Below are 25,055 nucleotides of genomic sequence, written 5' to 3' on the forward strand. Positions count from 1 at the left end.
TCATTCGATGATCATCCTTGACCCGATGATCGTCACGACAATGTCTTCTTCGCAATCTCTCTGTCCGCCCCGTTGACCCGGTGGCTATGTCGGAGGTTCCCCACCCGATCCCATTCCGAACTCGGTCGTTAAGCCCTCCAGAGCCAATGGTACTTCGTCTCAAGGCGCGGGAGAGTAGGTCGCCGCCGGGTCTACCGGGCGGACAGAGTGATTGCTAAATACTTGGACTATCGCGCTTCGCGCTACTTCAGCCCAGGCTTCTCGAACCGTTCTTCCTTCACGACTACCGCTTGCCGCGGGATGGAGCAGCCCGGTAGCTCGTCAGGCTCATAACCTGAAGGTCGTAGGTTCAAATCCTACTCCCGCACCCAAACAAAACAGCCGCTGAGCACTACGCTCAGCGGCTTTTTGCTGGCCGAAGTCCGACGCCTCGAAAATCCACCGTCGAAGCCACGTAAAAGCTCAGCGGGGGGGGCAATACCGTTCTGCTGTGCGCCGCAGCGCAAGGCGCCGCATAGGCCGCCTGCGGCGGGGTGCGGCGGCGAGTGAGCGCGGCCCGCTCTACCGGGCAATGAAGGACAGGCGAAGGAAAGCAGAGCTCGCCTGGATCCCCTGTGACGTGGGGCCGATTGCGGTGGTGAGGCAGACCGTCTTCTCTTTCGCATTATGAATTCATTACGCCGAACGTCGGGATTCACATCGCGCCTTTACGCCCCGCCGTGGTCCTTGCCGGCTCTGATTTGAGCATGAGGAGGCCGGCATGGCCGACGTGATTTTTCTGGCGGTCGGGGCCGGGGCGTTCATCGCCTTCGCCGCGCTGGCCGCAGCGTTGAGACGGGTGTGACGATGATCGCCATGCTCTGGGGTGCGGGGGCGGTCGTCGTCGCCGTCTACATGGTCGCGGCTCTGCTGCGGCCCGAGCGGTTCTGAAGGACCGGGACTGAAATCATGAACATTCAAGGATGGGGCGAGATCGCCCTGACCCTTGGGCTGGCCGTTCTGCTCGGCTGGCCCATCGGCGTCTACATGTCACGCGTCTGGAACGGCGAGCGGACCTGGCTGGATCCGGTGCTGAAGCCGGTCGAGGCCGTCTTCTATCGGGCGGCCGGAGTCGATCCAAAGCGCAGCCAGGGCTGGCTGGGCTATGCCGGCGCCCTGCTGGCCTTCAATGCGGCGGGCTTCGTCCTGCTGTACGCCATCCTGCGTCTGCAAGGCGTGCTGCCGATGAACCCGCAAGGCTTCGTCGGCGTGTCGCCGCACCTGGCCTTCAACACCGCCGTCAGCTTCGTCACCAACACCAACTGGCAGAGCTATGGCGGCGAGACGACCTTGTCGACCTTCACCCAGATGGTGGGTCTGACGGTTCAGAACTTCGTCTCGGCCGCGACCGGCGCCACCATCGCCGCCGCCCTGGCGCGCGCCTTCGTCGCCAATCGCGGCGAAGGGGTCGGCAATTTCTGGGCCGATCTGACGCGGACCACCCTCTATGTGCTGCTGCCCGCCGCCTTCGTGCTGGCGGTCGTGCTGGCCGGGCTGGGCATTGTGCAGAGCCTGGCCGCCAGCGTCCATGCGACGACGGTCGAGGGCGGGTCCCAGACCCTGCCGCTGTTTCCGGCCGCCAGCCAGGTGGCCATCAAGCAGTTAGGCATCAACGGCGGCGGCGTCTTCAACGTCAACGGCGCCCATCCGTTCGAGAACCCTTCGCCCCTGACCAATCTGATCACCGCCGTGGCGATCAACCTCATGGGCTGGGCGGCCTTCTTCGCCTTCGGCCGTTCGGCCATGGCGGGGCGCGACATCCGCGCCCTGGTCGCCTCGGCCCTGATCATCCTGAGCGTCTCCAGCGCGGCCATGTATGTGATCGAGACCCAGCCGGCCCCGGCCCTGGTCGCCGCCCACGTCGATGCTGCGGCGAACATGGAGGGCAAGGAGGTTCGCTTCGGGGCGCCGGCCTCGACCGTCTGGTCGGTCGTGACGACCGGCGCCTCGAACGGTTCGGTCAACTCGATGCACGCCAGCTATATGCCGCTGGGCGGGGCCTTGCAGATGTTCCTGATGCAGCTGGGCGAGATCCTGCCGGGCGGGATCGGGTCGGGCATCGCCATCATGGTGGTGATGGCCCTGCTGTCGGTCTTCGTCGCGGGCCTGATGGTCGGTCGGACACCGGAATATCTGGGCAAGAAGATCGAGGCGCGCGAGATTCAGTTCGCCATGATCGCGGTGCTGGTTCTGCCGCTGGCCATCCTGGGCTTCTCGGCTGTAGCGGCGGTGTTCCCGACGGCCCTGGCAGGCCTGCTGAACGACGGGCCGCACGGTCTGTCGGAGATCCTGTACGCCTACACCTCGGCGGCGGCGAACAACGGCTCGGCTTTTGCGGGGCTGACGGCCAATGCGCCTTGGTGGAACGCGACCCTGGGCCTGGGCATGTTGTTCGGACGGTTCGTTCCGGCCGTCGCCGTCCTGGCCATCGCCGGCAGCCTGGTGGTCAAGCCCAAGCTGGCGGCGTCCACCGGCACCCTGCCCACCGACAACGGCCTGTTCATCGGCCTGTTGATCGGCGTGATCCTCATCCTCGGCGGCCTGCAGTTCCTGCCCGCCCTCGCCCTGGGACCGATCGTCGAGCACTTCCAGGTGCTCGCGGCCGTCGCCGGCGCCTGATCCTCCGGACATCCTGACATGACACAAATCACATTAGACCCACGCGAGGGCGGCCGTTCGTCGCCCCTCGCGGGCGGCCTCTCGGGACAGATGATCGGCCGGGCCGTGGGCGAGGCCTTCGTCAAGCTGAACCCCGTCAAACTGATCAAGAACCCGGTCATCTTCACCACCTGGATCGTGGCGCTGTTGTCCACGATCTCGGCGGTCGCGGCGGTCACGGGCGGCCAGTCGGCGGGCTTTGCAGTGCAGCTGGCCCTGTGGCTATGGGCCACGGTCCTGTTCGCCAATATCGCCGAAAGCGTCGCCGAAGGGCGCGGCAAGGCGGCGGCCGATTCCTTGCGCGCTACCCGCGTCACGACCAAGGCCAAGCTGATCGTCGATCCTGAGACCGGCCTGGTGGTTCCGACCAGCGCGTCGGATCTGGAGGTCGGGTCGATCATCCTGGTCGAGGCTGGCGACGTGATCGCTTCGGACGGCGAGATCATTGAGGGCGTGGCCTCGGTCAACGAGGCCGCCATTACCGGCGAGAGCGCGCCGGTGATCCGCGAAAGCGGGGGCGACCGTTCGGCCGTGACCGGCGGCACCACCGTGGTGTCCGACTGGATCAAGGTGCGGATCACGGCCAGGCCGGGTTCGACCTTCCTCGACCGGATGATCGCCATGGTCGAGGGTGCGGACCGTCGCAAGACGCCGAACGAACTGGCCCTGGCCGTGCTCCTGGCCGGGCTGACCCTGATCTTCCTGATCGCGGTCGTGACCCTGGTCGGTCTCGGCGCCTATTCGGGCGTCCGTATCGATCCGCTGGTGCTGGGCGCCCTGTTCATCACCCTGATCCCGACCACGATCGGGGGCCTGTTGTCCGCCGTCGGCATCGCCGGCATGGACCGGTTGCTGAAGGTCAATGTGCTGGCCACCTCGGGCCGTGCGGTGGAGGCGGCAGGCGATGTCGACACCCTGCTGCTCGACAAGACCGGCACCATCACCTTCGGCAACCGCATGGCGACCGAGGTCATCCCGGTTCCGGGCGTGCGTCCGGAAGCCGCCCTGGCCGCCGCCGTCATGGCGTCCCTAGCCGACGAGACGCCCGAGGGCCGCTCGATTGTCGAACTGGGTCGCAACGCCGGGATTTCGGTCGAACAGCCAGCCGGCGCCGTCGCCATCCCCTTCACCGCCGTCACCCGCCAGTCGGGCCTGGACGTCGGCAAGGACAGTTGGCGCAAGGGCGCGGTCGATGCGGTGCTGAGGGATCTGGGTCTGTCCGACGGTGCGGCTCCGGCCGAGTTCCGTCAGGCCGTGGACCGGATCGCCCGCTCGGGCGGCACGCCTCTGGCAGTCACCCAGAACGGCGTCCTGGTGGGCGTCATCCACCTGAAGGACGTGGTCAAGCCGGGGGTGAAGGCGCGCTTCGCCGACCTGCGCCGCATGGGCCTGCGCACCGTCATGATCACCGGCGACAATCCGGTGACGGCGGCGGCCATCGCCTCGGAGGCCGGGGTGGACGACTATCTCGCCGAGGCCACGCCCGAGGACAAGATGCGGCTGATCAAGGCCGAACAGGCCAAGGGCCGTCTGGTCGCCATGTGCGGCGACGGCGCCAATGATGCGCCTGCGCTGGCCCAGGCCGACGTCGGCGTGGCCATGCAGACCGGCGCCCAGGCCGCCCGCGAGGCCGGCAATATGGTCGATCTGGACAGCGACCCGACCAAGGTCATCGAGATCGTCGAGGTCGGCAAGCAACTGCTGATCACACGCGGCGCCCTGACGACCTTCTCGGTCGCCAACGACGTGGCCAAGTATTTCGCCATCATCCCGGCGATGTTCGTGGTCTCCTTGCCGGCCCTGGGCGCGCTGAACGTCATGCGTCTGCACAGCCCCGAGAGCGCCATCCTGTCGGCGGTGATCTTCAACGCCCTGGTCATCGTCGCCCTGATCCCGCTGGCGCTGAAGGGGGTGAAGTACCGGGCCATCGGCGCGGGCGCCCTCCTGGGTCGCAACCTGCTGATCTACGGCCTGGGCGGCCTGATCGCGCCGTTCGTCGGCATCAAGCTGATCGATCTCGTCATTTCCACGCTCGGCCTGGCCTGATGCGTGTGTCCAAGGACATCTCCATGCGTAATCGTCTCAACAAGGCGTCCGGGCGCAACGACGCCTGGTTCGCCGCCGCCTGCATCCTGGGCATCGCGGGCCTAGGCCTGTGCAGCGAAGCCAGGGCCCAGGACGTCTCGGCGAACTTCGCCCTGACCTCCGACTATGTCTTCCGCGGCGTCAGCCAGACTCAGGAAGATCCGGCCATCTCGGCCGGGGTCGATCTGACGAAGAACGGCTTCTACGCCGGCGGCTGGGCCTCCAACGTCGATTTCGGCGACGACACCGACGCCGAGGTCGATCTCTACGCCGGCTATCGGCCCGAGGTGGCGGGCTACGCGCTGGATTTCGGCGTGGTCGGTTACCTCTACGCCGGCCAGCCGGACGGCGCAGACTACGACTATGTCGAGCTGAAAGCGGCCGCCTCGCGCGCCGTCGGCCCCGCGACCCTGGGCGCCGCAGTCTATTATTCGCCCGACTTCTTCGGCGCGTCGGAAGACGAGGCGACATACACCGAGGTCAACGGCGCCGTCAGCCCGGCCGACAAATGGACCGTGTCGGGCGCCGTTGGGCGTCAGTGGGTGTCTTCGGACCTCGACTACACCACCTGGAACCTTGGCGCGGCCTATCAGCTGACCGACACCCTGGCGGTCGACCTGCGCTATCACGACACCGATCAACACGACTTCGGCGACATCTACGGCGCGCGCGCCGTGGCGACGCTGAAAGCCAGCTTCTGAGGCGAGGACCATGGTCAATTCGTTCCGTCCTGCCATCGTGATGATGGCCTTGTTCACCCTCCTGCTGGGGCTGGCCTATCCGCTGGCGGTGACGGGGATCGCCCAGGCCGCCTTCCCCGGGCAGGCCAACGGCAGCCTGGTGCGCGACGCCGGCGGTCGGGTCGTCGGCTCGGCCCTGATCGGCCAGCCGTTCGCGGGCGCGACCTATCTGCACCCGCGCCCCTCGGCGGCGGGCGACGGCTATGACGCCGCCGCCTCGTCGGGCTCGAACATGGGGCCGTTGAACCCGGACCTGGCGGGGCGGGTCGCCGAAAGCGCCAAGGCCATCCGCGCCGAGGACGGTGCCGGCGTCATCCCCGCCGATGCGGTGACGACCTCGGGTTCGGGCCTCGACCCGGACGTGTCACCGGCCTACGCTCGGCTTCAGGCCGCGCGGATCGCCCGAGCCAGAGGCGTTCCCGTGCAGCAGGTCCAGACCATCATCGACGGCCAGACCAAGGGGGCTCTGCTGGGCTTCGTCGGCCAGCCGCGCGTCAATGTCCTGCTGACCAATCGCGCGCTGGACGCCCGCTTCGGCGCGGAGGGCTGATTGCCCGAGACGGCGCCCGAAACGCCCGCGACTTCAGCCGTTCCGCGCCGCAAGCGCGGGCGGCTGAAGGTGTTTCTGGGCATGTCGCCCGGCGTGGGCAAGACCTATGAGATGTTGCGCGCGGCCCGCCGTCGAAAGGCCGAGGGCATGGATGTCGTCGTGGGGGTGGTCGAGACCCACGGCCGCAAGGAGACGATGAGCCTGCTGCGCGGGCTGGACGTCATGCCCCGCGCCCCGATCGACCATCGCGGGCGGTCGCTGATGGAGTTCGATCTGGATGGGGCGCTGGCGCGCCGTCCCGGCCTGTTGCTGGTCGACGAATACGCCCATTCCAACGTCCCCGGTTCGCGCCACCCCAAACGCTGGCAGGATGTTGAGGAGCTTCGCGACGCCGGGATCGACGTCTGGACGACGCTGAACATCCAGCATCTGGAGAGCCTGTCCGACGTCATCCTGCGTATCACCGGCGTGCGGCAGAGGGAGGCCGTGCCCGACAGCGCGCTGAGCGAGGCCGACGACATCGAGGTGGTGGACATCACGCCCGAGGATCTTCGCGCCCGCCTGGCCGAGGGCAAGGTCTATGTGCCCGAGACGGCGCGGGTGGCGTCCGAGAACTTCTTCAAGCTGGAAAACCTGACGGCCCTGCGCGAACTGGCCCTGCGCCGCGCGGCCCAGACGGTGGACGACCAACTGCTGTCGCATCTCCGCGAGCGCGGCGTGTCGGGGCCGTGGGCGGCCGGCGAGCGGATCCTGGTCCTGGTCGGAGGCGACGCCATGACCGCCTCGCTGGTGCGCACCGGCCGGCGCATGTCGGACGTGATGATGGACGCCCCCTGGTCGGTGGCCCACGTCGAGCGGCCGTCAGGTTCGCGTTCCGACGCGCGCTCCGCCGGCCGTCTGTCCGAAGCCTTCAAACTGGCCGAGCAACTGGGCGGCCGACCGGTGACGCTGAGCGGCGACGACGTCGTGCGCACCGTCCTGGATCACGCCCACCGCAACAACGTCACCCAGATCGTCATCGGCAAGACGCGGGGCGGCCGCCTAGCCGAATGGACCGGTCGGGCGCTGGCCACCGAACTGCTGCGCAAGGCCCAGGGCGTGGCCGTCCATGTCGTGACCGAAGGCGATGGGTCGGCGCCCGAGCCGACGATCAGGCCCGGTCTCCGGCCTGGTCTGGACTGGCGTCCCTATTCCGCCGGCGCGGGTTTCGTCGGGGCCGCGACCGGCGTCGCCCTGTTGCTGGACACGCGGTTCGAGCGGGTCGATCTGGGCGTCATCTATCTGGCCGCCGTTGTGGCGGCGGGGGTGCTGAACGGGCTGCGGCCCGCTCTCGTAGCGGCGACCCTGGCCTTCCTGACCTACAACTTCCTGTTCCTTCAGCCGCGCTACAGTTTCCTGATCGGTTCGCCGACGGACTTCCTCACGCTGTTGCTGTTCTGGGCCGTCGCACTGGGCACGGGGGCCCTGGCCGGGCGGGTGCGCGAACAGGCCCGCGCGGCCCAGCGTCGCGCCGCCGCCGTCTCTGCCCTGCTGGCCGCCAGCCAGACCCTGTCGGCGGCCCAGGATCGTGCGACGACCGCCCGAAGCCTGGCCGAACAGGCCTCGGCCGCCGCCGGGGCCGGGGCGGTGGTCCTGCTGCCGGACGGCGACGACATCGTCCTGACGGCCGCCAGCCCCGAGGGCGTGGTCCTGGGCGCCGACGCCATGGCCGCGGCCCGCTGGGCCTGGACCCACGGCGAGGTCACGGGTCACGGCACCGGCACCCTGCCGCAGACCCGCTGGCGGTTTCAGCCCCTGCACGGCGTGCGCGGTCGCGCCGGCGTGGCGGGGATCGACGCCTCGGCCGTGGCGGCGGGGTCGGACGAGGAGCGGCTGGCCCTGGCCCTGCTGGACCAGGGCGCCGTGGCGCTGGAGCGGGCTGATCTGGCCGGACAGGCTTTGGAAAGCGAGACCCTGCGTCGCGCCGACCGGTTCCGCGCCGCCCTGATGAACTCGGTCAGCCACGATCTGCGCACGCCTCTGTCGACCGTGCTGGGCTCGGCCACCACCCTGATCGACTATGGGGCGACCCTGAAGCCCGAGGTCCGCGACGACCTGCTGCTCAGCATCCGCGAGGAGGCCGAACGCCTGTCGCGCTATGTCGGCGACCTGCTGGACATGACCCGGCTGGAGGGCGGCGGGCTGAACGTCCGCACCGACTGGACTGATGTGCGCGACGCCCTGAACGCCGCCGCCGACCGGGTGTCGCGCCGCCTGGGGCGACGTCGGATCACCCGCGACTTCCCGCCCCAGCTCAGCATGGTGGAGGCCGATCCCGGTCTGCTGGAACAGGCGGTGGTCAATATTCTTGAGAACGCCATCGCCTATAGCCCCGACGGGACGACCATCGAACTGGCGGCCTATGAGGACCGGGGCTCCGTCGTCATCTCCATCGAGGACGAGGGGCGCGGCATACCCACGGCCGAGCTGGAACGGGTGTTCGACAAGTTCCGCCGCATGGAGGAGTCGACCGACCGCGCCCCCGACAGAGTCCAGGGGGCCGGCCTGGGTCTGGCTATCGCCAAGGGCTTCGTCGAGGCCATGCGCGGCCGTATCGCCGCCGCCAGCCCGATCCACGACGGACCGGACGGCGGCAAGCGGGGCACGCGCATCCTGATCAGCCTGCCCAAGTCCATCGCCACCCATCCGGATCTGCTGTGATGCCTGCCGTCCGCCCCCAGGTCCTCGTCATCGACGACGAGCCCCAGATCCACCGCTTCCTGTCGCCCGCCCTGGACGCCGCCGGTTACGAACCCCGCCGCGCCGACAGCGGGCAGGAGGGGCTGAGGGCCATCGCATTGTGGAGCCCCGACGCCGTGGTGCTGGACCTGGGCCTGCCCGACATGGACGGCAAGGACGTGCTGAGACGGGCGCGGGAATTCTACCAGGGGCCGATCATCATCCTGTCGGCCCGCGATCGCGAGGCCGAGAAGATCGCGGCCCTGGACCTGGGCGCCAACGACTATGTCGAAAAGCCGTTCGGGGTCGGCGAACTGCTGGCGCGCATCCGGGCCGGGCTGCGCCAGGGGGCCTTGGCGCCGGTGGCGGGCGGCGTGGTCACGGTCGGAGAGGTGGTCATCGACCTGGACCGTCGCATCGTCACCCGCGCCGGCGAGCGGGTGAAGCTGCGCCCCAAGGAATACGAAGTCCTGGCCTGTCTGGCCCGCAACGCCGGCAAGGTGCTGGGCCACGCCGACCTGCTGAAGACCGTCTGGGGCGCGGGCCACGCCGCCGATGTCCAGTATCTGCGCGTCGTGATCGGCCAACTGCGCCACAAGCTGGAGGCCGACCCCGCCGAACCGGCCCTGGTCGTTACGGAGCCGAGCGTGGGATACCGGCTCGAACTCTGATCGCTCGCCCCCGGCGGCTCAGGCGGCTCAGGCGGCGAAGGCGGCCTTCATGGGCTGGACGGTCTGGACGGGACGTCGCGTCGGCAGATCGAAACTGACCACCGTGCCCACCCCGGGCTCGCTTTCTATGTTCAGCCGGCCGCCATGCATCTCGATCAGCGACTTGGTCAGGGCCAGGCCCAGGCCGGTGCCCTGGGTGGTCTTGGAATGCTGGCCTTCGACCTGTTCGAAGGGCCGCGCCAGACGGACCATATGTTCAGGCGCGATGCCGATGCCGGTGTCGGCGCAGGCGACCCGGACGCGATCCTCGCCGGCCGCCCCCTTGAACGGCGTCAGCGACAGGGTGACGGTCCCGCCTTCGGGCGTGAACTTAACGGCGTTGGAGATCAGGTTCAGCATCACCTGTTTCACGCCGCGGTGGTCCGCCTCGATGTCCGGCAGGTCGCCCGCTTCGATCTCCAGGGTCAGGCCGGACTCCAGAACCTTGCCGCGCATCAGCCGGGCGGCGTCCTCGCACACGTCCCGCAGCGAGACGGGCTCATAGTGCAGAGTCATCTTGCCGGCCTCGATCTTGGCCATGTCCAGGATGTCGTTGATCAGGCTGAGCAGATGCTGGCCCGACTTGAGGATGTCGCCGGCGTAGCCCTTGTACTTCTCGCCTATGGGGCCGAACAGCTCGGCGGCCATGATCTCCGAGAAGCCGTTGATGGCGTTCAGGGGGGTACGCAGTTCGTGGCTCATATTGGCCAGGAATTCGGACTTGGCCTGGTTTGCGGCCTCGGCCCGGGTCATGGCGATCTCGTATTTCCGGGCCAGTTGCGACAGCATCTGCTGGCTGGCTTCGAGCTGGGCCACGGTGCGGCTCAGGTCCTCGACGGCGCGGCGGCGTTCGGTCTCTTCGCGCTTGATGGCGGTGATGTCGGCGGCGGTGACCACCGAGCCGCCCTCCGAGGTGAAGCGTTCGGACAACTGCAGCCAGCGGCCGTCGTGCAGTTCGACCTCGCGAAGGCCCGCCCGCCCGTCCGTCGGCGCATGTTCGGCCTTGATGGCCAGGGCGGCGATGCGGTTCAATTCCTCCTTCGCCGCGCCGCGCCGCACGACGCCGGACTGGAAGTCGAAAGCGTCCTCGAACGCCTGGTTCCAGAGGATGAGGCGGCCTTGGCGATCAAACAGGACGAAGGCGTCCGAGATGCTCTCGACCCCGTCGCGCAGACGGCTTTCGGCGGACTGGGCGGCGGCCTTGGCCCGGCGGGCCTCGGTGATGTCCAGGGCGACGCCCAGGATGGCGGAGAAGCCGGCCTCGCCCCGCGCCCCTCGCGCCTGACCGCGCGCATCGATCCAGCGGGTCCGGCCGCCGTCGCCCGGGACGGGGAAGGTGACTTCGAAGGCGCCATAGGCCGAGGCCTGGCGCAACGCGTGCTGCACCTGGTCGCGGTAACGGGGATGGATGCGGGCCATCACGGTCTCGGCCGGTACGACGCCGCCGGTCTCGAAGCCCAGCAGGGTCGCCATATAGTCGGACAGGGTCACTTCGGCGCCGTCCAGATCCCATTCCCATACGCCGCAGCGCGCCGCCTCCACCGCGATGCGGAAGCGTTTTTCCGACGAGGCCCATTCCCGGCTGGCGCGCGCACGGCGCAGGCCCTGGAACAGGAACAGCGCCAGGACGCCGAGGCCCAGCAGCACGGGGGCCGCCAGAACCCAGGCCTCGCCCAGCAGACCCGCCGCACCCGCGGGCGGTCCGCTCTGCAAGGCGACCACATAGGGACCGTCGGGCGTGATCGGCGCCGCCACGACCGACGCCCTGCCCCCCGGCGTGGCGACGGGCGTGGTCAGGGACGCCAGGTCGCCGGCCTGGACGCCGATCAGCGGCGTTGCGGACCGGCCGACCTCGGCGGCGTTCGGCGAGGCCAGGATGACCCCCGTCTTCGACACGATCCGGACCGCGCCGGAGGCGGGCAGGGACGGGAGAATGCGCGCTTCAAGCCGACGCCCCCCGGCTTGCGGCCCCGTCAGGGCGAGGACGCCGGGCGACTGCACCGGCCCCTGGCTGGCCAGGATCGCGCCGTCGGCGCCGATCACCGAAAAGCCCGCGTTCGGCGCGACGCCGCGCGCCCTCTCGACGGCGGCCATCGGGAGCGCGTCGTCCAGCAGTGCGGCTGTCCCGACGTCGATCCCGGTCTGGGCGGCCTGCATCAGGGCGGCGGTCCGGCTGGCGGCGAGCTGGGCGCTCAACGTCAGGTTCTCGTTCTGGAGGCGATGGGCTTCGCGGGCAGGGCGTGTCGCGTCTCGCGACATCAACAGCACGTATCCGGTGGAGCCGAGGGCGAGGACCAGCACGCCGATGCGCATCCAGGCCGGGGCGCTGGGGGCCCTGTCGGTGGCGCGTCGGCCTCGCTTGTCTTGCCGCCGCTCCATGCCCCGCAAGGCGCTCTCCCGACCAAATCAGCTACAGGGGGAATCTAGGCTGCGTCGCGGATTCCTGTCGAGGCTTGGTTAATGCTTTCTGAATCCGCAGGCGCGAGATCAGACGCCGACATCGACGCACTGGCCGCCTGTCCTGAACTCAGCCCTGTGCGTTCGCCGCTGGTCGATCGCTTTCGATCAGCCGGTCACGCACATCGGCGGGGGCGGCTTCGGCCCAGCTCAGGAGCTTGTCGAGAACCGGACAGAGGGACTGTCCCCATTCGGTCAGATGATATTCCACCTTGGGCGGGACCTGGGGGTGGACGATGCGGGCCACGACTCCATCGGCTTCAAGCTGTCGAAGCTGCTGGATCAGCATCTTCTGCGACACGCCGGGAATAGCTTTTTCGAGTTCGGAGAACCGCCGCACGTTCGACCCGAACAGCTGGAACAGGATCACCAGCTTCCAGCGTCCTTCGAGAACACGGATGACATTCTGCGCGCTCAAGGCCGCAGTCTGGGGGGTGTAGTCGAAGGGCTTACCTTCGGGTGCGTACCTAACTTTTTCGTCGGTTCTTGCCATTGTGGGAGCGTACTTGCAGTTTGGATGGAACGCAAGAATCCGAACGGGAGACCCAATGATCGCCGACCTTCCCAAACCCATCGCTGACTATGTCGCGGCCAATGCGCGCCTCGACCTTGCCGGCATGCTGCAGCCCTTTGCGCCTGACGCTGTCGTGAAGGACGACGGCGGGCGCCATCAGGGCCATGCGGCGCTCCGACGGTGGATGCTCGAGGCCACGATCGCGAGCAAGGCGATCTTCACGCCGGATACGATGCGCCACGAGGGGGGCCAGGTCGTCCTGGAGGGACCCACGGCCGGCGACTTCAAGGGCAGCCCCCTTCGGTTCACGCTTCGCTTCACTCTGGGCGACGACGCCATCCGTGCGCTCGAGATCTCGCTGTGACGATGCGCCCCGATCCCACAGAGTTCGAAGGTCGGCGGATTCTCGTCACCGCCGGCACCAAGGGCGCCGGCCGCGCGACCGTCCAGCGTTTTCTCGCCGGCGGCGCCCGGGTGATCACGGCCGCGCGGGCGGCCCCCGAGACCTCGACCGGCGCTGAGTTCGTCCAGGCCGATCTCATGACGCTGGAAGGGTGCGAGGCCTTGGCCCAGGCCGCGATGGACCGGTTTGGCGGCGTTGATGTTCTGGTGCATGTCGTCGGCGGCTCGTCGGCGCCGGCTGGAGGCTTCGCCGCCCTGACCGACGCGCATTGGCGCACCGAACTTGATCTGAACCTGATGCCTGCGGTTCGCCTGGATCGCCTGCTCGCGCCGCAGATGATCGGGCGGGGATCCGGCGCCATCATCCACGTCTCGTCTATCCAGCGGACATTGCCTTTACCGGAATCCACCACCGCCTACGCCGCCGCCAAAGCGGCCCTGTCCACCTACAGCAAGGCCCTGTCCAAGGAACTGGGGCCCAGGGGCGTGCGGGTCAATGTGGTGTCGCCCGGCTGGATATCCACGGAAGCCTCGGACGCCTTGCTGGAACGGATCGCCGCAGGCTCGGGCGGGACGTTGGAAGACGCGCGGCAAAGCGTCCTGAACGCGCTCGGCGGGATCCCCCTGGGGCGGGCGGCGAAACCGGAGGAGGTCGCCGAGTTGATCGCATTCCTCGCCTCCGACCGCGCCGCAGCCATTCACGGCGGCGAGTATGTGATCGATGGGGGCACGATCCCTACCGTCTAGGCGGAGATGAGGATCGAGGGACGATGGGGCGCCGCGCGCCGGAAACGGTTGCTGGCGCCCATCCTGCGTCGGTCAGAGAGGCGGGGATGAGGCCGCCGCCCGGTCACATGACCGCGCCGAAAATTCTGCCGACTCCGGCGGTGATCGCCAAGGCCAGAACACCCCAAAGGGTGACGCGCAGCACGGCCTTCGGCATGGCGGCGCCGCCGATTTTGGCCCCCACCGCGCCTAGGAGGGCCAGGCTGATGACGGCCGCCACGGTCACCGAAACGGCGGTCAGGGCCGGGGGGAAGACGATGGCGATGATCAGAGGCACGGCGGCTCCGATCGAAAAGGCGCCGGCCGAAGCCAGGGCCGCCTGGATCGGGCGAGCGGTGGTGATCGCGGAGATCCCCAGCTCATCCTGCGCATGGGCGCCCAGCGCATCAGCCGCAGTCAACTGGACGGCGACCTGGTCCGCCAGGTCCTGTGTCAGGCCGCGCGCGGTATAGAACCCCGCCAGTTCCTTCAGTTCGGCCTCCGGCGCCGCCGCCAGTTCGCTCCGTTCCCGGTCCAGGTCGGCCTTTTCGGCGTCGGCCTGAGAGCTGACCGAGACATATTCCCCGGCCGCCATCGACATGGCGCCGGCGACCAGTCCGGCGACCCCCGCCGCCAGTATGCCGCTGCGGCTGGCCTCGGCCGCAGCGACGCCGACAATCAGGCTCGCCGTCGAGACGATCCCGTCATTGGCCCCCAGGACGGCGGCCCTCAGCCAGCCGACTCGACCGACAAGATGGCGTTCGAGGTGCGGGCTTCGGGACATCGGCGTGGTCTCAGGCGCGGATTTCGGCCGCGTGGGCGGGGTAGGGGGCGGCGAGGCCGTGATCGATGACTTCGCCGTTCAGCGAGCTGGCGAAGCCGTGGTTGACGTCGCGATGGTGGGCCTCATCGGCTCGGACGACAAGTACGACGTCACGCAGCGTCGCGTCAGGCGCCATCTTCCAATAGTGTTTGGCGATCTCAGGGGCCGGGACATTGGGCGAGCGGCCCTCGTCGATCTCCTTGAGATAGAGGGTGTAGCTGATCACGGCCTCTTCCTCGAAATAGCCGACGACCCGGTGGGCGGTGCGGGCCGACACGAGATAGAGCAGGAAGAAGCCCACATAGAAGACGGCCTGGGCGATCTGGATCACCAGTCGCTCGAAATAGGTCGGCTTGGCCACCTCGATGAAGGTCATCAGGTGCATGCGCTCGTTTTCGGCCTCTTCCATCAGGGTGCGGATCCAGCCGTCGTCGTCCTTCATCCGGCGCAGGCAGGTCAGGTGCTGGATCGTCGCCCCGACCATGCCGGGCACGGCCGCGACCGTCTCCAGCACGATGGCGCGGTGGCCGTAGCGTTTGGCGAAGAAGGTGTCGGCCGAGAAGCGCAGCAGCTTGGTGAAGCCCAGGGCGAACCTGTCGGAGAAACCGTGCGGTTCATGATGGACGTCCGGCGCCGCCAGCCGTTCTTCCGCCAGGCCCTGGCGGTCTGGGGATAGGATCTTGTTGACCATGAGATGTCCTTTCAGGACGTGTGAAGGGGGGGAGGCGCGCAGACGATCGACACCCGCACGCCGGGTTCGGCGTCCGTGATGACGATGACCGCGCCGAGTTGTTGAGCCAGGGCCCGGATGATGCCGGCGCCCAGGCCGGGCTTGGCGATCGAAGGGTCCGGCGGCAGGCCGACGCCGTCGTCGCGGACCGTCAGGGTCCAGCCCTCGCCCTGCGCGCGATAATCCAGGGTGATCCGCCCTGGCCGCTGCCTGGGGAAGGCGTGTTTGATCGCATTGATCAGGAGTTCGGTGACGATCAGCCCCAGGCTGACGGCCTTGCCGGATGAAACGAGGGTGTCGTCGATCGTGGCCGACAGCGTCAGCCGGTCATGGTCGCGGATCATCGAGTCGCCGATGCTGCGGCACAGATCGGTCAGATAATCCCGCAGATCGACGTCGCCCAGTTCGGCGCCCGAGAGCTGACGCTGGACGGCGGCGACAGACATGATCCGCTGATGGGCGTCGCGCAGATAGTCCCGGCTCTCGTCGGAACTGAGCTTGCGCACCCCCTGAAGCAGTATGCTGGCGATGATCTGCAGGCTGTTGGCGATCCGGTGGCGCATTTCCTCGATCAGGACCGCCTTGTCCCGGATCAGGTCGTTATTCTGCTGCGCACGGTCGCGCTGTTCCGTGACGTCCTGGATGGACAGAAGCAATCGAACGCCCTGGCCGTCTCCGTAAACCAGGCGCTGGGCGTTCAGGACCAGACGCCGGGATCCCGAAGGCGACGCCAGATCCATCTCGTAGGCCGGGATCGCGGCCTGCCCATAGGCTGTGGCCTTGAGCAGGGCCCAGAGCGGGGGCGTGTTCCACTCGCCGCCGCCCAGATCGGCCATCTTCACGCCGGCGACCCGGTCGGTTCCGATGTCGAAGGTTTCGAGGAAGCTCTGGCTGGCGGCCACGATGGACAGGTCGCCGTCCAGCAACAACACCGCCGCGACCGACGCGGAGATGAGCGAAAGCGCCAGGTTCAGCGCGATGTCCGAAGATGTGGCGAGCGGGGTCGTCGACATGGAGGCCCTCTCCAAAGGGGGCCTGGCGCCGGTCCGACCCAGCGGGTCCGATCTCTTGGCTGCATTTGCATACTAGGCCGGCTTGACGCCGTCCACCTTGATCCAGATCACCGACGTCGTCCGCAGAACAGGCTCTAATGGCGCATACACCCAAGGAGCCTCCCCATGCCGAAGTCCGCCTTCAAGACCCTGAGCGAGGACCTTCAGGCCCTCGCCGACGAAGCCAGCGATCACCTCAAGGACGCAGCCCTGAAGACCGGCGCGGACGCGACCGAGGCCGTGACCCGATCGAAGCACGCCGTCGCCCGGGCGGCCGCCCGTCTGCGCGAGGAAGCCGAAGCGGCGGCCGAAATGAGCCGTGACAAGATTGTCGATACTGTCGAGGCGCATCCCGCCGCCGCCAGCGTCATCGTCAGCATGGTCACCAGCGCGGTCGTCGCCCTGGCGGCGACCTTCGCCCTGATTCGGCTTTCGCAGTCCTGAGCCCCGGCGCCATCGGCCGCTCCAGGATTGGTCTGTCGCTGGTCAGACTCTAGCCTGGAGTCGATGGGGTTTCGATGAGGGCGGACAGGGCGACCGGCTTGACCTTCAGGTCCGTCACCTGCGTGAACGCCAGCGACGTCGTCCCGAAATATTCCGCCTGATTGGTCGCGCACCAGTCGGTCGTGACGATACGCGCCGTGGCCCCCTGTGAACCGGCGGCGACCGCCCCGTACAGGAAGTCGCCGGTGCGCTGCTCCAGCGGGATGGGGCGGTCCTGGTTGGCGCGGGCCATGAAGCCGGCCAACTGGGCGCGCGACACCTCGGCCGTCATCAGCCGGCCGTCGAACCGGACGATGGAATCGAACATGTATCGGGTGATCGGCCCCGCCGGTGCGCCCGTGCCCAGGGTGGTGTGGCCGATGAAGCCGGCGTCGGCGTCGGCCGCCTGGGCGAAACCGGCGGCGATGCGGCGGCCGGTGTCGCCCAGCGACAGGGCCTCGACCCCTTGTCCCAGAACGGCCCGGTCCTCGTCCGTCAGGGTCTCCGCCAGGGTCGCGTCGATCAGGGCCTGCAGCCGGGACGACGACGGGGCGTCGGCGGCGATGGGATGGGACGCGACGCTGACCGATCCGTCCGCATGGAAGTCCGCCGCCGTATAGGCGTTGGTCCAGGAGCCGGTGTGGGCGTAGGCGCTGCGTCCCTGGCGATGCTGGAACAGCAGATGGTCATGCCCGCCGATCATCAGGGATCCGTCCGGCAGCAGGGGCAGGATGCTGCGGTCGGCGACGACCCCGGCGTGGCTCAGCACCAGCACCGGATCGGCGCCGCGCGTCAGATCGGCCAGACGGGCGTTCGCCCATTCGGCCGGCGCTGGAATGGACAACTGGTCGCGCGACGCCTTGGGATAGGTGTTCAGCGCATTGGTCGCCAGGCCGACGATCCGCAGCGTGCGGCTCCCGAACGGCGCCGTCGCCGTCGGGGGGGCATAGCCGGCGCCGGTCCGCGCATCGACGATGTTGCTGACCACGATCACGCCCAGGCCGCGCAACCGGCCGACGACCTCGGCCAGGTCCGGCGTCAGGTCGTTGTCGTGATTGCCCAGATTGACCACGGTCGGCGCGATCCGGACCGCCTCGGCCAGAAAGGCCCAGTCGACGGCGCCGCCCGACCGCACGGACACGACGTTGCCGTGTTCGAAGATGTCGCCGTCGATGGCGATCACATGCGGAACCGGCTGGGACCGGACCTCGGCCTCGAACGCGGCCAGAAGTCGGGCGGTCCGTTCATAGGCGGAGTGCATGTCCGCTATGGCCAGCACCCGACCGACGACGGGGCTTCGGGGCGCGGCCGACAGACCGGACGCCAGGCTGGACGTCAGGGCCGCCGCTCCAGCGAGGTGAAGCAGCCGGCGACGGGAGGGCGTGACGAAGGACATGGGGGGATACTAACGGTGTCGATACGGTTGCGGAACCGAGTCACGCACGCCTTCATTTTCGCACCGACCGCCAAGCTGCACAATGGCGAGTTCGGCCAGATGCGTCGTTCGGGACACGATTGTCACGCTCCTGTGTCCGCGTCGTCAAAGGTTCAAGATTCAGGCGCAGGTCTCGACTGGCGCCGCGCCTTCGGAGGCCTTACGGGCTCGCGCGACATCTTCCTCCCCATGTCGCCAAGGATACACGCGCATGCTTCGCCAAGCCCTCCTCGCCGCCACCGTCAGCGGCCTCGCCCTGCTGACCGCAGGCGCCGCCTTCGCCCAAACCGCTGACGTCGCCGCTGAAGCGACCGGCGTCGACGACATCATCGTCACCGCCCAGCGCCGCAGCGAGAACATCCGCGACGTGCCCTTCGCCGTCACGGCCCTGACGCCCCAGACGCTGCAGGACATTTCGGCCGGCGGCGCCGACATCCTGTCGCTGTCGGGCCGCGTGCCCAGCCTTCAGGTCGAAAGCTCGAACGGCCGTTACGCTCCGCGCTTCTATATCCGCGGCCTGGGCAACGTGGACTTCGACTTCACCGCCTCGCAGCCGGTCTCGGTGGTGCTGGACGACGTGGTGCTGGAAAGCGTCTATCTGAAGGGCTTCCCCCTGTTCGACGTGCAGCAGCTGGAAGTGCTGCGCGGGCCCCAGGGCACCCTGTTCGGTCGCAACACCCCGGCCGGCGTGATCAAGATCGACACCGTCAAGCCGTCGGACGAATTCACCGGCTTCGGTTCGCTGACCTACGGCAACCTGGGTTCGACCCGCACCGAGGCGGCCGTCACCCTGCCGGCCTCCGAGACCCTGCAGGTGCGCGGCGCCGTCCTGTGGAACCACCGCGACGACTGGGTCAACAACGCCTACAACCCGTCCTTCGCCGATGCGAACGGTGACGACCTGGGCGGGTTCGACGACGTCGCCGCCCGCGTCCACGTCGCCTGGCAGCCCACCGACCGCCTGTCGACCCTGCTGACCCTGCAGGCCCGCGACTATGACGGCACGGGCACGATGAACCGCGCCAACGCCCTGACCAAGGGCTCGAACGAACTGAACGGCAACTTCGACCGCGACACCGTCTATTACGACGGCGGCCGCAACAACTTCCAGAAGCAGAAGACCACTTCCGAGTCGCTTCAGGTCGCCTATGACTTCGGTCCCGCCACCCTGACCGGCATCGTCGGCGCCTATCAGGGTTCGTCCCAGGGCGACGGCGACATCGACGGCGGCGTGGCCAGCGCCGCGGCGACGGCCTCCTACAAGACGCCGTTCAATTCCGAGACCGGCACCCTGTCCAGCGACCTGCGCCAGAACACCTATGAACTGCGCCTCTCCTCGAACGGCGACGCCCGCCTCGGCTGGCAGGTCGGCGCCTTCTACTGGGATGAGCGCATCAACCTGGTCTCGGGCACCTTCAACGGCGTCGGCGGTCTTCAGCCGACCAAGGTCACCGACATCACCCAGAAGTCCGACTCCTGGTCGGTGTTCGGTCAGGCGCACTATCAGGTGACCGAGGCCCTGAAGGTGACGGGCGGCCTGCGCTATACCGACGACAGCCGCGACTATCAGGGCCGGATCGTCACCGGCGCGGGCGCGGGCGGCACCGGCGCCGTTTCGGTCGGCGACGAGCAGGTCAGCTGGGACGTCAGCGCCCTGTACGACGTCAATGACAGCCTCAACCTGTTCGCCCGCGTGGCCAAGGGTTATCGCGGCCCGTCGATCCAGGGCCGCAACCTGCCGGTCCTGACCACGGCCGAGTCCGAGACGGTCATGTCCTATGAGACGGGCCTGAAGGCCCGCCTGTGGGAAGGTCGCGCCCGCTTCAACGCCACGGCCTACTATTACGAAGTCAGCGACATGCAGTTCACCGCCATCGGCGGCGCGGACAACTCCAACCGCCTGATCAACGCCGACAAGGGTGAAGGCTACGGTCTGGAGCTGGACGGCGACATCGATCTGGGCGCGGGCTTCAGCCTGTCGGCCGGCGCCGCCTGGAACCACACCGAGATCAAGGACAGCAACCTGCTGGTCGCCATCTGCGGCTCGAACTGCACCGTCACCGACCCCATCGTCACCGTGGGCACGACCCGTCGCGCCAATGTCGACGGCAACCCCTTCCCGCAGGCGCCGGAATACACCGCCAACCTGACGCTGAACTATGTCCTGCCTCTGGGCGACGACACCGAGTTCTTCGCCTCGACCGACTGGGCCATGCAGAAGGACTTCAACCTGTTCCTGTATGAATCGGTCGAGTTCAAGGTGGACACCAACTTCGAAGGCGGCCTGCGCGCCGGCTGGCGTGATCTGAACAAGGGGCTGGAAGCGGCCGCCTATGTTCGCAACATCACCGACGAAGAGAATGTCATCGGCGCCATCGACTTCAACAACCTGACCGCCTTCGTCAACGAACCCCGCACCTACGGCGTTCAACTGACCAAGCGCTTCTAAGACGATGACAGGCCGCCGGCGTTCTCACCGGCGGCCTGTTCTTCTGCTCCCCGGTCGCACCTGATCGGATGAACCAAAGACCGGGCCGCGTGTTGGGTTCGACGTCGCCGTATCGTGGCGACGCCGCAGGAAACCCTCACATGCCCGCTGTCGCCGCCTTCCGTGAGAGGTTGAATCCGTTCCGCGGAATTCTGATGGCCTTTCCCATCGCCCTGTTCAGTTCCGCCCTGATCAGCGACATCGCCTATCTGAAGACGGCCCAGATGCAGTGGTCGAACTTCTCGGCCTGGCTGATCGTCGGGGCCCTGGTGTTCGGCGGCCTGGCCGGTCTGTGGGCTCTCATCGACCTGGCCCTGTCCTGGCGCACCCCGGCGCGACGGGCCGCCGTGATCCATCTGGCCGCCCTGGCCCTGGCCTGGGTCTTGGGCCTGATCAACGCCTTCAAGCACAGCCAGGACGCCTGGAGCTCCGTCGGCGCCTTCGGCCTGACCCTGTCGATCCTGTCGACCGTCCTGATCCTGATCGCCGGCTGGCTGGCCTATTCCAACTCGACCGTGCGGGAGATCGCGTGATGATCAACAAGCTCCTTTGCACGACCGCCGTCGTCCTGGCCCTGGCCGGGTGCAGCCGCAGCGACCCCAACCTGAACCAGACCGGCGCCAATCCCGACCTTCCCGGCCTGAACCAGACCCTGGTGCCGCCGATGAAGATCGCCACGCCGATCGGCTGGGACGGCGAAACGCCCACCGTGCCGGACGGCTTCGTCGTCACCCCGATGGCCACCGATCTGCAGATCCCGCGTCAGATCCTGGTGCTGCCAAACGGCGACATCCTGATCGCCGAGGGCTCGGGCGGCCACGCCCCCAAGCTGCGGCCCAAGGACATCATCGCCGGCGTCATCAAGGCCAAGGGCAAGACGTCCGTTAAGGGCGGCAACCGCATCACCCTGTTGCGCGACGCCAACGGCGACGGTCAGCCCGAGGTGCGCACCACCTTCATCGATAATCTGGACGCGCCCTACGGCATGGCCTTCGTGGACGGCGCCCTCTATGTCGCCGAACAGGGCACCCTGGTGCGGTTCGACTATCAGCCGGGCCAGACGCGGATCACCGCGTCGCGCCAGGAAGTGACCAAGCTGCCGTCGGCGATCAACCACCACTGGACCAAGTCGCTGACCGCCAGCGCGGACGGCCAGACCCTGTATGTCGGCATCGGCTCGAACAGCAATATCGGCGAGCGCGGCCTGGCCGTGGAGCAGGACCGCGCCGTCGTCTGGGCCATCGACCGCCAGACCGGCGCGCACCGCACCTTCGCCACCGGCATTCGCAATCCGACCGCCCTGGCCATCGAACCAACCACCAGCGCCCTGTGGGCCGTCGTCAACGAACGCGACGAACTGGGGCCGCAACTGGTGCCCGACTATCTGACCTCGGTCCGCGAAGGGGCCTTCTACGGATGGCCCTACAGCTACTGGGGCCAGAACATCGATCCGCGCGTCCGTCCGCAAAACCCGGATCTGGTCCAGAGCGCCATCGCCCCGGACTATGCGCTGGGCTCGCACGTCGCCGCCCTGGGTCTCAGCTTCGCGACGGCCGGCGGCTTCGGCGGCGGCTTCAGCCAGGGCGCCTTCATCGGCGAACACGGCAGTTGGAACCGTCAGGACCTGTCGGGCTACAAGGTCGCCTGGGTGCCCTTCTCAGGCGGTCGTCCCGCCGGTCCGCCGGTCGATTTCGTCACCGGCTTCATCAAGGACGGCGAGGCGCGCGGGCGCCCGGTCGGCGTGACTTTCGACGCCCAGCGGCGCATCCTGCTGGTCGCGGACGACCTGTCCAATACAGTCTGGCGGATCGCGCCGCGCCGCTGATCGGGTGTCGAACGAGGGCGGCATGGCGAACGGACTGGAGACCTATAAGGCCAAGCGGGACTTCACCCGCACGCCGGAACCTGCGGGCGCCGCCACGGCGGCGCGCAAGGGCCGGCTGACCTATCTGATCCAGCGGCACGCCGCGACACGGCTGCACTACGACTTCCGCATCGAGCATGACGGAGTGCTGAAGTCGTGGGCCGTGACAAAGGCCCCCTCGCGCGATCCGGCCGTCAAGCGCCTGGCGGTCGAGGTCGAGGATCACCCGCTCGACTATGGAAGCTTCGAGGGGACCATTCCGTCCGGCAACTATGGCGCGGGCACGGTGCAGCTGTGGGATCGCGGCGAATGGGAGCCGCAGGAGCCGGATGTCGAGGCGGCGCTGAAGCGCGGCTCGCTGAAGATGACCCTGCACGGCGAACGGCTGAGGGGCGGCTGGGCCCTGGTGCGGCTGAAGTCGGATCGCGGCAAGCCGTCCAAACGCAACAACTGGCTGTTGATCAAGGAGAAGGACGAGGCGGCCGTGCCGGGCGAGGGCGACGCCAATATGGAGATCGACGCCTCCATCGCCACGGGCCGCAGCCTGGCGGAGATATCCGAGGGGAAGAAGGAATGGACCGCCTCTCGTCCCGTCGCGCGCAAGGGACCGGCCAAGCCCAAGGCCAAACCCGGCGAGGCGACCCTGGACAAACCCTCGGCCTTCATCCCGATCCAGCTGTGCAAGGTCGCCGACCATCCGCCGAGCGGCGCCGGCTGGGTGCATGAGATCAAGTTCGACGGCTACCGCATCCAGGTGGCGACCGGGGGCGGGGAGGCGCGGCTCTACACCCGTCGCGGCCATGACTGGACCGACCGTTTTCCGGAACTGGCGGCGGATGCGGCGACCTGGCCCGACGGGGTGATTGACGGTGAACTGTGCGCCATGAGAGAGGATCACACCCCCGACTTCTCCGCCCTTCAGGCGGCCATATCGGACGGCAAGACCGCCGACCTGGTCTATTTCGCCTTCGACCTGCTGCGCGAGGGTGAGGACGATCTGCGGGACTTGCCCCTGTCGCACCGCAAGGCGCGGCTTCAGGCTCACATCGACCGCGTTCCGGCCAAGGCGCGCAAACGGCTGCGCTATGTCGATCACTTCGCCTCGACCGGCCAGGCGGTGCTGGACAGCGCCTGTCGCATGGACCTGGAAGGCGTGATCTCCAAGAAGCTGGACGCCCCCTATCGGGCCGGTCGGTCCTCAACCTGGGTCAAGTCCAAATGCCGGGGCCGCGACGAGGTGGTGATCGGCGGCTGGTCGTCCGAAGGCGGGACGCGGTTCCGCTCGCTGTTGGTCGGCGTGGCCGAGGACGACGGGCTGCGCTACCTCGGCCGGGTCGGCACGGGCTACGCCGCCCCCTTGCTGAAGACCCTGCTGCCGGCCCTGAAGGATGCGGCGGCCGACGCCTCTCCCTTCATCGGCAAGGGGGCGCCGCGCGGCGGCAAGGAGATCCACTGGGTCAAGCCCGTTCTGGTCGCCGAGCTGGAACACGGCGGGATGACGGAGGGCGGTTCGTTGCGCCACGCGGCCTTCAAGGGGCTGCGCGAGGACAAGTCGGCGCGTGATGTCACGGACGATCCGCAAGCGCCTGTGCCCGCCAAGCCCGCCGCTCGCAAGACGACCGGCTCAGGCAGCGCGTCGGGCAAGGTGGTCGTCGCTGGCGTCACCCTGTCCCATCCCGACAAGATCCTGTGGCCGGCGCACGAGGGTCGCCCCGCCATCACCAAGGCGGATCTGGCGCGCTATTACGAGGCGGCGGCCGAGCGGATATTGCCCCATATCGCCGACCGCCCCGTCTCGATCATCCGCGCTCCGGACGGCATCGGCGGCGAGACCTTCTTTCAGCGCCACGCGATGGCGGGGTCCAATCCGCGCCTCAAGCTGATCGATGTGAAGGCGCGCCATCCCTATGTGGCCGTGACCGATGTCGGCGGCCTGGTCGCCGTGGCCCAGTCGGGGGGACTGGAACTGCACCCCTGGGGCTGTCGACCGGGCGATCCCGAGACGCCGGAGCAGGTCACCTTCGACCTCGATCCCGACGAGGGTCTGGATTTCGCGGCCGTCATCGCAGCGGCCAAGACCGTCAAGGCACAGCTGGAAAAACGGGGCCTGCATCCCTTCGTCAAGACGACGGGGGGCAAGGGGCTGCATGTCGTCGTGCCGATCCGTTCCGACGGCCGCAGCCGCATCGAATGGGACCAGTGCAAGGCCTTCGCCAAGGCGATCGCGGAAGAGGTGCGCCGCGCCGAGCCCGACCGGTTCACCACCACCCTGGCCAAGAAGGCGCGGGGCGGGAAGATCTTCATCGACTATCTGCGCAACGGCCGCATGGCCACGGCGGTGGCCCCCTGGTCCGTGCGCGCCCGGCCCGGCGCGGGGATCGCCTTTCCCCTGTCCTGGGGCCAGGTCCGGGCGGGGCTGGACCGCAAGGCCTTCACTTTGCACGACGCGCCCGCCCTGCTGAAGAAGCCCGACCCGTGGAAGGATTTCCGCGCCGGCGAGGTCAGCCTGCGCCCGGTGCTGAAGGCGATGGGGCTGTAGGCG

General features: G+C 68.2%; 20 protein-coding genes, 1 tRNA gene and 1 rRNA gene. 16 read left to right on the forward strand and 6 right to left on the reverse strand.

Annotated elements, in window-relative coordinates; genetic code table 11:
* Positions 1-76 precede the first annotated feature (76 nt).
* From rrf to ACW18C_RS02665, 9 genes are all read left to right on the forward strand, one after another.
* Positions 77-191 (forward strand): 5S ribosomal RNA (rrf, locus tag ACW18C_RS02625).
* A gap of 103 nt (positions 192-294) precedes the next feature.
* Positions 295-371 (forward strand) — tRNA-Met (locus ACW18C_RS02630).
* 475 nt (positions 372-846) lie between these two features.
* Positions 847-930, forward strand: coding sequence for a potassium-transporting ATPase subunit F (locus ACW18C_RS02635; protein ID WP_081836166.1), 84 nt, complete (start codon positions 847-849; stop codon positions 928-930).
* Between the two features lie 18 nt (positions 931-948).
* Positions 949-2,658 carry a potassium-transporting ATPase subunit KdpA gene (kdpA, locus tag ACW18C_RS02640; RefSeq protein WP_492072664.1) on the forward strand — a complete coding sequence of 570 codons (1,710 nt, stop codon included), beginning with the start codon at positions 949-951 and terminating at the stop codon, positions 2,656-2,658.
* Between the two features lie 18 nt (positions 2,659-2,676).
* Positions 2,677-4,743 carry a potassium-transporting ATPase subunit KdpB gene (kdpB, locus tag ACW18C_RS02645; protein WP_492072666.1) on the forward strand — a complete coding sequence of 689 codons (2,067 nt, stop codon included), beginning with the start codon at positions 2,677-2,679 and terminating at the stop codon, positions 4,741-4,743.
* 23 nt (positions 4,744-4,766) lie between these two features.
* Complete coding sequence (locus tag ACW18C_RS02650; RefSeq protein ID WP_492072667.1) at positions 4,767-5,483, forward strand: TorF family putative porin; 717 nt, start codon at positions 4,767-4,769, stop codon at positions 5,481-5,483.
* Between the two features lie 10 nt (positions 5,484-5,493).
* On the forward strand, positions 5,494-6,072 hold the full coding sequence (gene kdpC / locus ACW18C_RS02655; RefSeq protein ID WP_492072668.1) for a potassium-transporting ATPase subunit KdpC: 579 nt from the start codon (positions 5,494-5,496) through the stop codon (positions 6,070-6,072).
* Positions 6,073-8,772, forward strand: coding sequence for a DUF4118 domain-containing protein (locus ACW18C_RS02660; protein ID WP_492072670.1), 2,700 nt, complete (start codon positions 6,073-6,075; stop codon positions 8,770-8,772).
* Positions 8,772-9,461: a response regulator gene (locus ACW18C_RS02665; protein ID WP_035307971.1), complete on the forward strand. Its 690-nt coding sequence runs from the start codon at positions 8,772-8,774 to the stop codon at positions 9,459-9,461. The genes ACW18C_RS02660 and ACW18C_RS02665 overlap by 1 nt, the downstream gene beginning before the upstream one ends.
* Before the next feature lie 27 nt (positions 9,462-9,488).
* Here ACW18C_RS02665 and ACW18C_RS02670 read toward each other — a convergent pair whose 3' ends face one another.
* Together ACW18C_RS02670 and ACW18C_RS02675 are read right to left on the reverse strand one after the other, a co-directional pair.
* On the reverse strand, positions 9,489-11,879 hold the full coding sequence (locus ACW18C_RS02670) for a PAS domain-containing sensor histidine kinase (RefSeq protein WP_492072672.1): 2,391 nt from the start codon (positions 11,877-11,879) through the stop codon (positions 9,489-9,491).
* A 148-nt stretch (positions 11,880-12,027) separates the two neighbouring features.
* Positions 12,028-12,450: a winged helix-turn-helix transcriptional regulator gene (locus ACW18C_RS02675; RefSeq protein ID WP_492072673.1), complete on the reverse strand. Its 423-nt coding sequence runs from the start codon at positions 12,448-12,450 to the stop codon at positions 12,028-12,030.
* Positions 12,451-12,505: 55 nt separating this feature from the next.
* On the opposite strand from ACW18C_RS02675, the gene ACW18C_RS02680 reads away from it, so the two are divergent.
* Both ACW18C_RS02680 and ACW18C_RS02685 read left to right on the forward strand, forming a co-directional pair.
* Complete coding sequence (locus ACW18C_RS02680; RefSeq protein WP_492072675.1) at positions 12,506-12,835, forward strand: nuclear transport factor 2 family protein; 330 nt, start codon at positions 12,506-12,508, stop codon at positions 12,833-12,835.
* Between the two features lie 2 nt (positions 12,836-12,837).
* Entirely contained in the window at positions 12,838-13,620 is a 783-nt protein-coding gene (locus tag ACW18C_RS02685; protein WP_492073960.1) for an SDR family oxidoreductase, read from the forward strand.
* 103 nt (positions 13,621-13,723) lie between these two features.
* Here ACW18C_RS02685 and ACW18C_RS02690 read toward each other — a convergent pair whose 3' ends face one another.
* The 3 genes from ACW18C_RS02690 to ACW18C_RS02700 are packed head-to-tail and all read right to left on the reverse strand — an operon-like array spanning position 13,724 to position 16,204.
* Complete coding sequence (locus tag ACW18C_RS02690; protein WP_292147267.1) at positions 13,724-14,422, reverse strand: VIT1/CCC1 transporter family protein; 699 nt, start codon at positions 14,420-14,422, stop codon at positions 13,724-13,726.
* Between the two features lie 10 nt (positions 14,423-14,432).
* Positions 14,433-15,152 (reverse strand): alternative oxidase, encoded by a 720-nt coding sequence (locus ACW18C_RS02695; RefSeq protein ID WP_291752877.1) that lies wholly within the window; start codon positions 15,150-15,152, stop codon positions 14,433-14,435.
* Between the two features lie 11 nt (positions 15,153-15,163).
* A complete protein-coding gene (locus tag ACW18C_RS02700; protein WP_492072676.1) occupies positions 15,164-16,204 on the reverse strand; it encodes a sensor histidine kinase in 1,041 nt (346 codons plus the stop codon).
* Between the two features lie 165 nt (positions 16,205-16,369).
* Between ACW18C_RS02700 and ACW18C_RS02705 the strand changes: the two genes are divergently transcribed.
* Positions 16,370-16,687, forward strand: a complete 318-nt coding sequence (locus tag ACW18C_RS02705; RefSeq protein ID WP_492072677.1) for a hypothetical protein — start codon at positions 16,370-16,372, stop codon at positions 16,685-16,687.
* 49 nt (positions 16,688-16,736) lie between these two features.
* Here ACW18C_RS02705 and ACW18C_RS02710 read toward each other — a convergent pair whose 3' ends face one another.
* Positions 16,737-18,122 carry a metallophosphoesterase gene (locus ACW18C_RS02710; protein ID WP_492072679.1) on the reverse strand — a complete coding sequence of 462 codons (1,386 nt, stop codon included), beginning with the start codon at positions 18,120-18,122 and terminating at the stop codon, positions 16,737-16,739.
* Between the two features lie 250 nt (positions 18,123-18,372).
* On the opposite strand from ACW18C_RS02710, the gene ACW18C_RS02715 reads away from it, so the two are divergent.
* The 4 genes from ACW18C_RS02715 (at position 18,373) to ligD (ending at position 25,052) form a co-directional block, all read left to right on the forward strand.
* Entirely contained in the window at positions 18,373-20,610 is a 2,238-nt protein-coding gene (locus ACW18C_RS02715) for a TonB-dependent receptor (protein ID WP_492072680.1), read from the forward strand.
* A 140-nt stretch (positions 20,611-20,750) separates the two neighbouring features.
* A complete protein-coding gene (locus ACW18C_RS02720) occupies positions 20,751-21,182 on the forward strand; it encodes a DUF2231 domain-containing protein (protein WP_008262701.1) in 432 nt (143 codons plus the stop codon).
* The gene (locus ACW18C_RS02725; protein ID WP_492072681.1) at positions 21,182-22,474 is read left to right on the forward strand and encodes a PQQ-dependent sugar dehydrogenase; all 1,293 of its coding nucleotides are present in this window, start codon (positions 21,182-21,184) and stop codon (positions 22,472-22,474) included. The genes ACW18C_RS02720 and ACW18C_RS02725 overlap by 1 nt, the downstream gene beginning before the upstream one ends.
* Positions 22,475-22,496: 22 nt before the next feature.
* On the forward strand, positions 22,497-25,052 hold the full coding sequence (ligD, locus tag ACW18C_RS02730) for a DNA ligase D (protein WP_492072683.1): 2,556 nt from the start codon (positions 22,497-22,499) through the stop codon (positions 25,050-25,052).
* The last annotated feature ends 3 nt before the right edge of the window (positions 25,053-25,055 follow it).

The sequence above is a fragment of the Brevundimonas sp. FV1ye7S genome (genome assembly GCF_058680995.1).

Coding starts and splice junctions, on each gene's coding strand:
- ligD (WP_492072683.1), top strand. CDS start 22,497: ATGGCGAACGGACTGGAGACCTATAAGGCCAAGCGGGACTTCACCCGC.
- ACW18C_RS02635 (WP_081836166.1), top strand. CDS start 847: ATGATCGCCATGCTCTGGGGTGCGGGGGCGGTCGTCGTCGCCGTCTAC.
- ACW18C_RS02715 (WP_492072680.1), top strand. CDS start 18,373: ATGCTTCGCCAAGCCCTCCTCGCCGCCACCGTCAGCGGCCTCGCCCTG.
- kdpA (WP_492072664.1), top strand. CDS start 949: ATGAACATTCAAGGATGGGGCGAGATCGCCCTGACCCTTGGGCTGGCC.
- ACW18C_RS02695 (WP_291752877.1), bottom strand. CDS start 15,152: ATGGTCAACAAGATCCTATCCCCAGACCGCCAGGGCCTGGCGGAAGAA.
- kdpB (WP_492072666.1), top strand. CDS start 2,677: ATGACACAAATCACATTAGACCCACGCGAGGGCGGCCGTTCGTCGCCC.
- ACW18C_RS02720 (WP_008262701.1), top strand. CDS start 20,751: ATGCCCGCTGTCGCCGCCTTCCGTGAGAGGTTGAATCCGTTCCGCGGA.
- ACW18C_RS02670 (WP_492072672.1), bottom strand. CDS start 11,879: ATGGAGCGGCGGCAAGACAAGCGAGGCCGACGCGCCACCGACAGGGCC.
- ACW18C_RS02690 (WP_292147267.1), bottom strand. CDS start 14,422: ATGTCCCGAAGCCCGCACCTCGAACGCCATCTTGTCGGTCGAGTCGGC.
- ACW18C_RS02710 (WP_492072679.1), bottom strand. CDS start 18,122: ATGTCCTTCGTCACGCCCTCCCGTCGCCGGCTGCTTCACCTCGCTGGA.
- ACW18C_RS02685 (WP_492073960.1), top strand. CDS start 12,838: ATGCGCCCCGATCCCACAGAGTTCGAAGGTCGGCGGATTCTCGTCACC.
- ACW18C_RS02700 (WP_492072676.1), bottom strand. CDS start 16,204: ATGTCGACGACCCCGCTCGCCACATCTTCGGACATCGCGCTGAACCTG.
- ACW18C_RS02665 (WP_035307971.1), top strand. CDS start 8,772: ATGCCTGCCGTCCGCCCCCAGGTCCTCGTCATCGACGACGAGCCCCAG.
- ACW18C_RS02650 (WP_492072667.1), top strand. CDS start 4,767: ATGCGTAATCGTCTCAACAAGGCGTCCGGGCGCAACGACGCCTGGTTC.
- ACW18C_RS02680 (WP_492072675.1), top strand. CDS start 12,506: ATGATCGCCGACCTTCCCAAACCCATCGCTGACTATGTCGCGGCCAAT.
- ACW18C_RS02675 (WP_492072673.1), bottom strand. CDS start 12,450: ATGGCAAGAACCGACGAAAAAGTTAGGTACGCACCCGAAGGTAAGCCC.
- ACW18C_RS02705 (WP_492072677.1), top strand. CDS start 16,370: ATGCCGAAGTCCGCCTTCAAGACCCTGAGCGAGGACCTTCAGGCCCTC.
- kdpC (WP_492072668.1), top strand. CDS start 5,494: ATGGTCAATTCGTTCCGTCCTGCCATCGTGATGATGGCCTTGTTCACC.
- ACW18C_RS02725 (WP_492072681.1), top strand. CDS start 21,182: ATGATCAACAAGCTCCTTTGCACGACCGCCGTCGTCCTGGCCCTGGCC.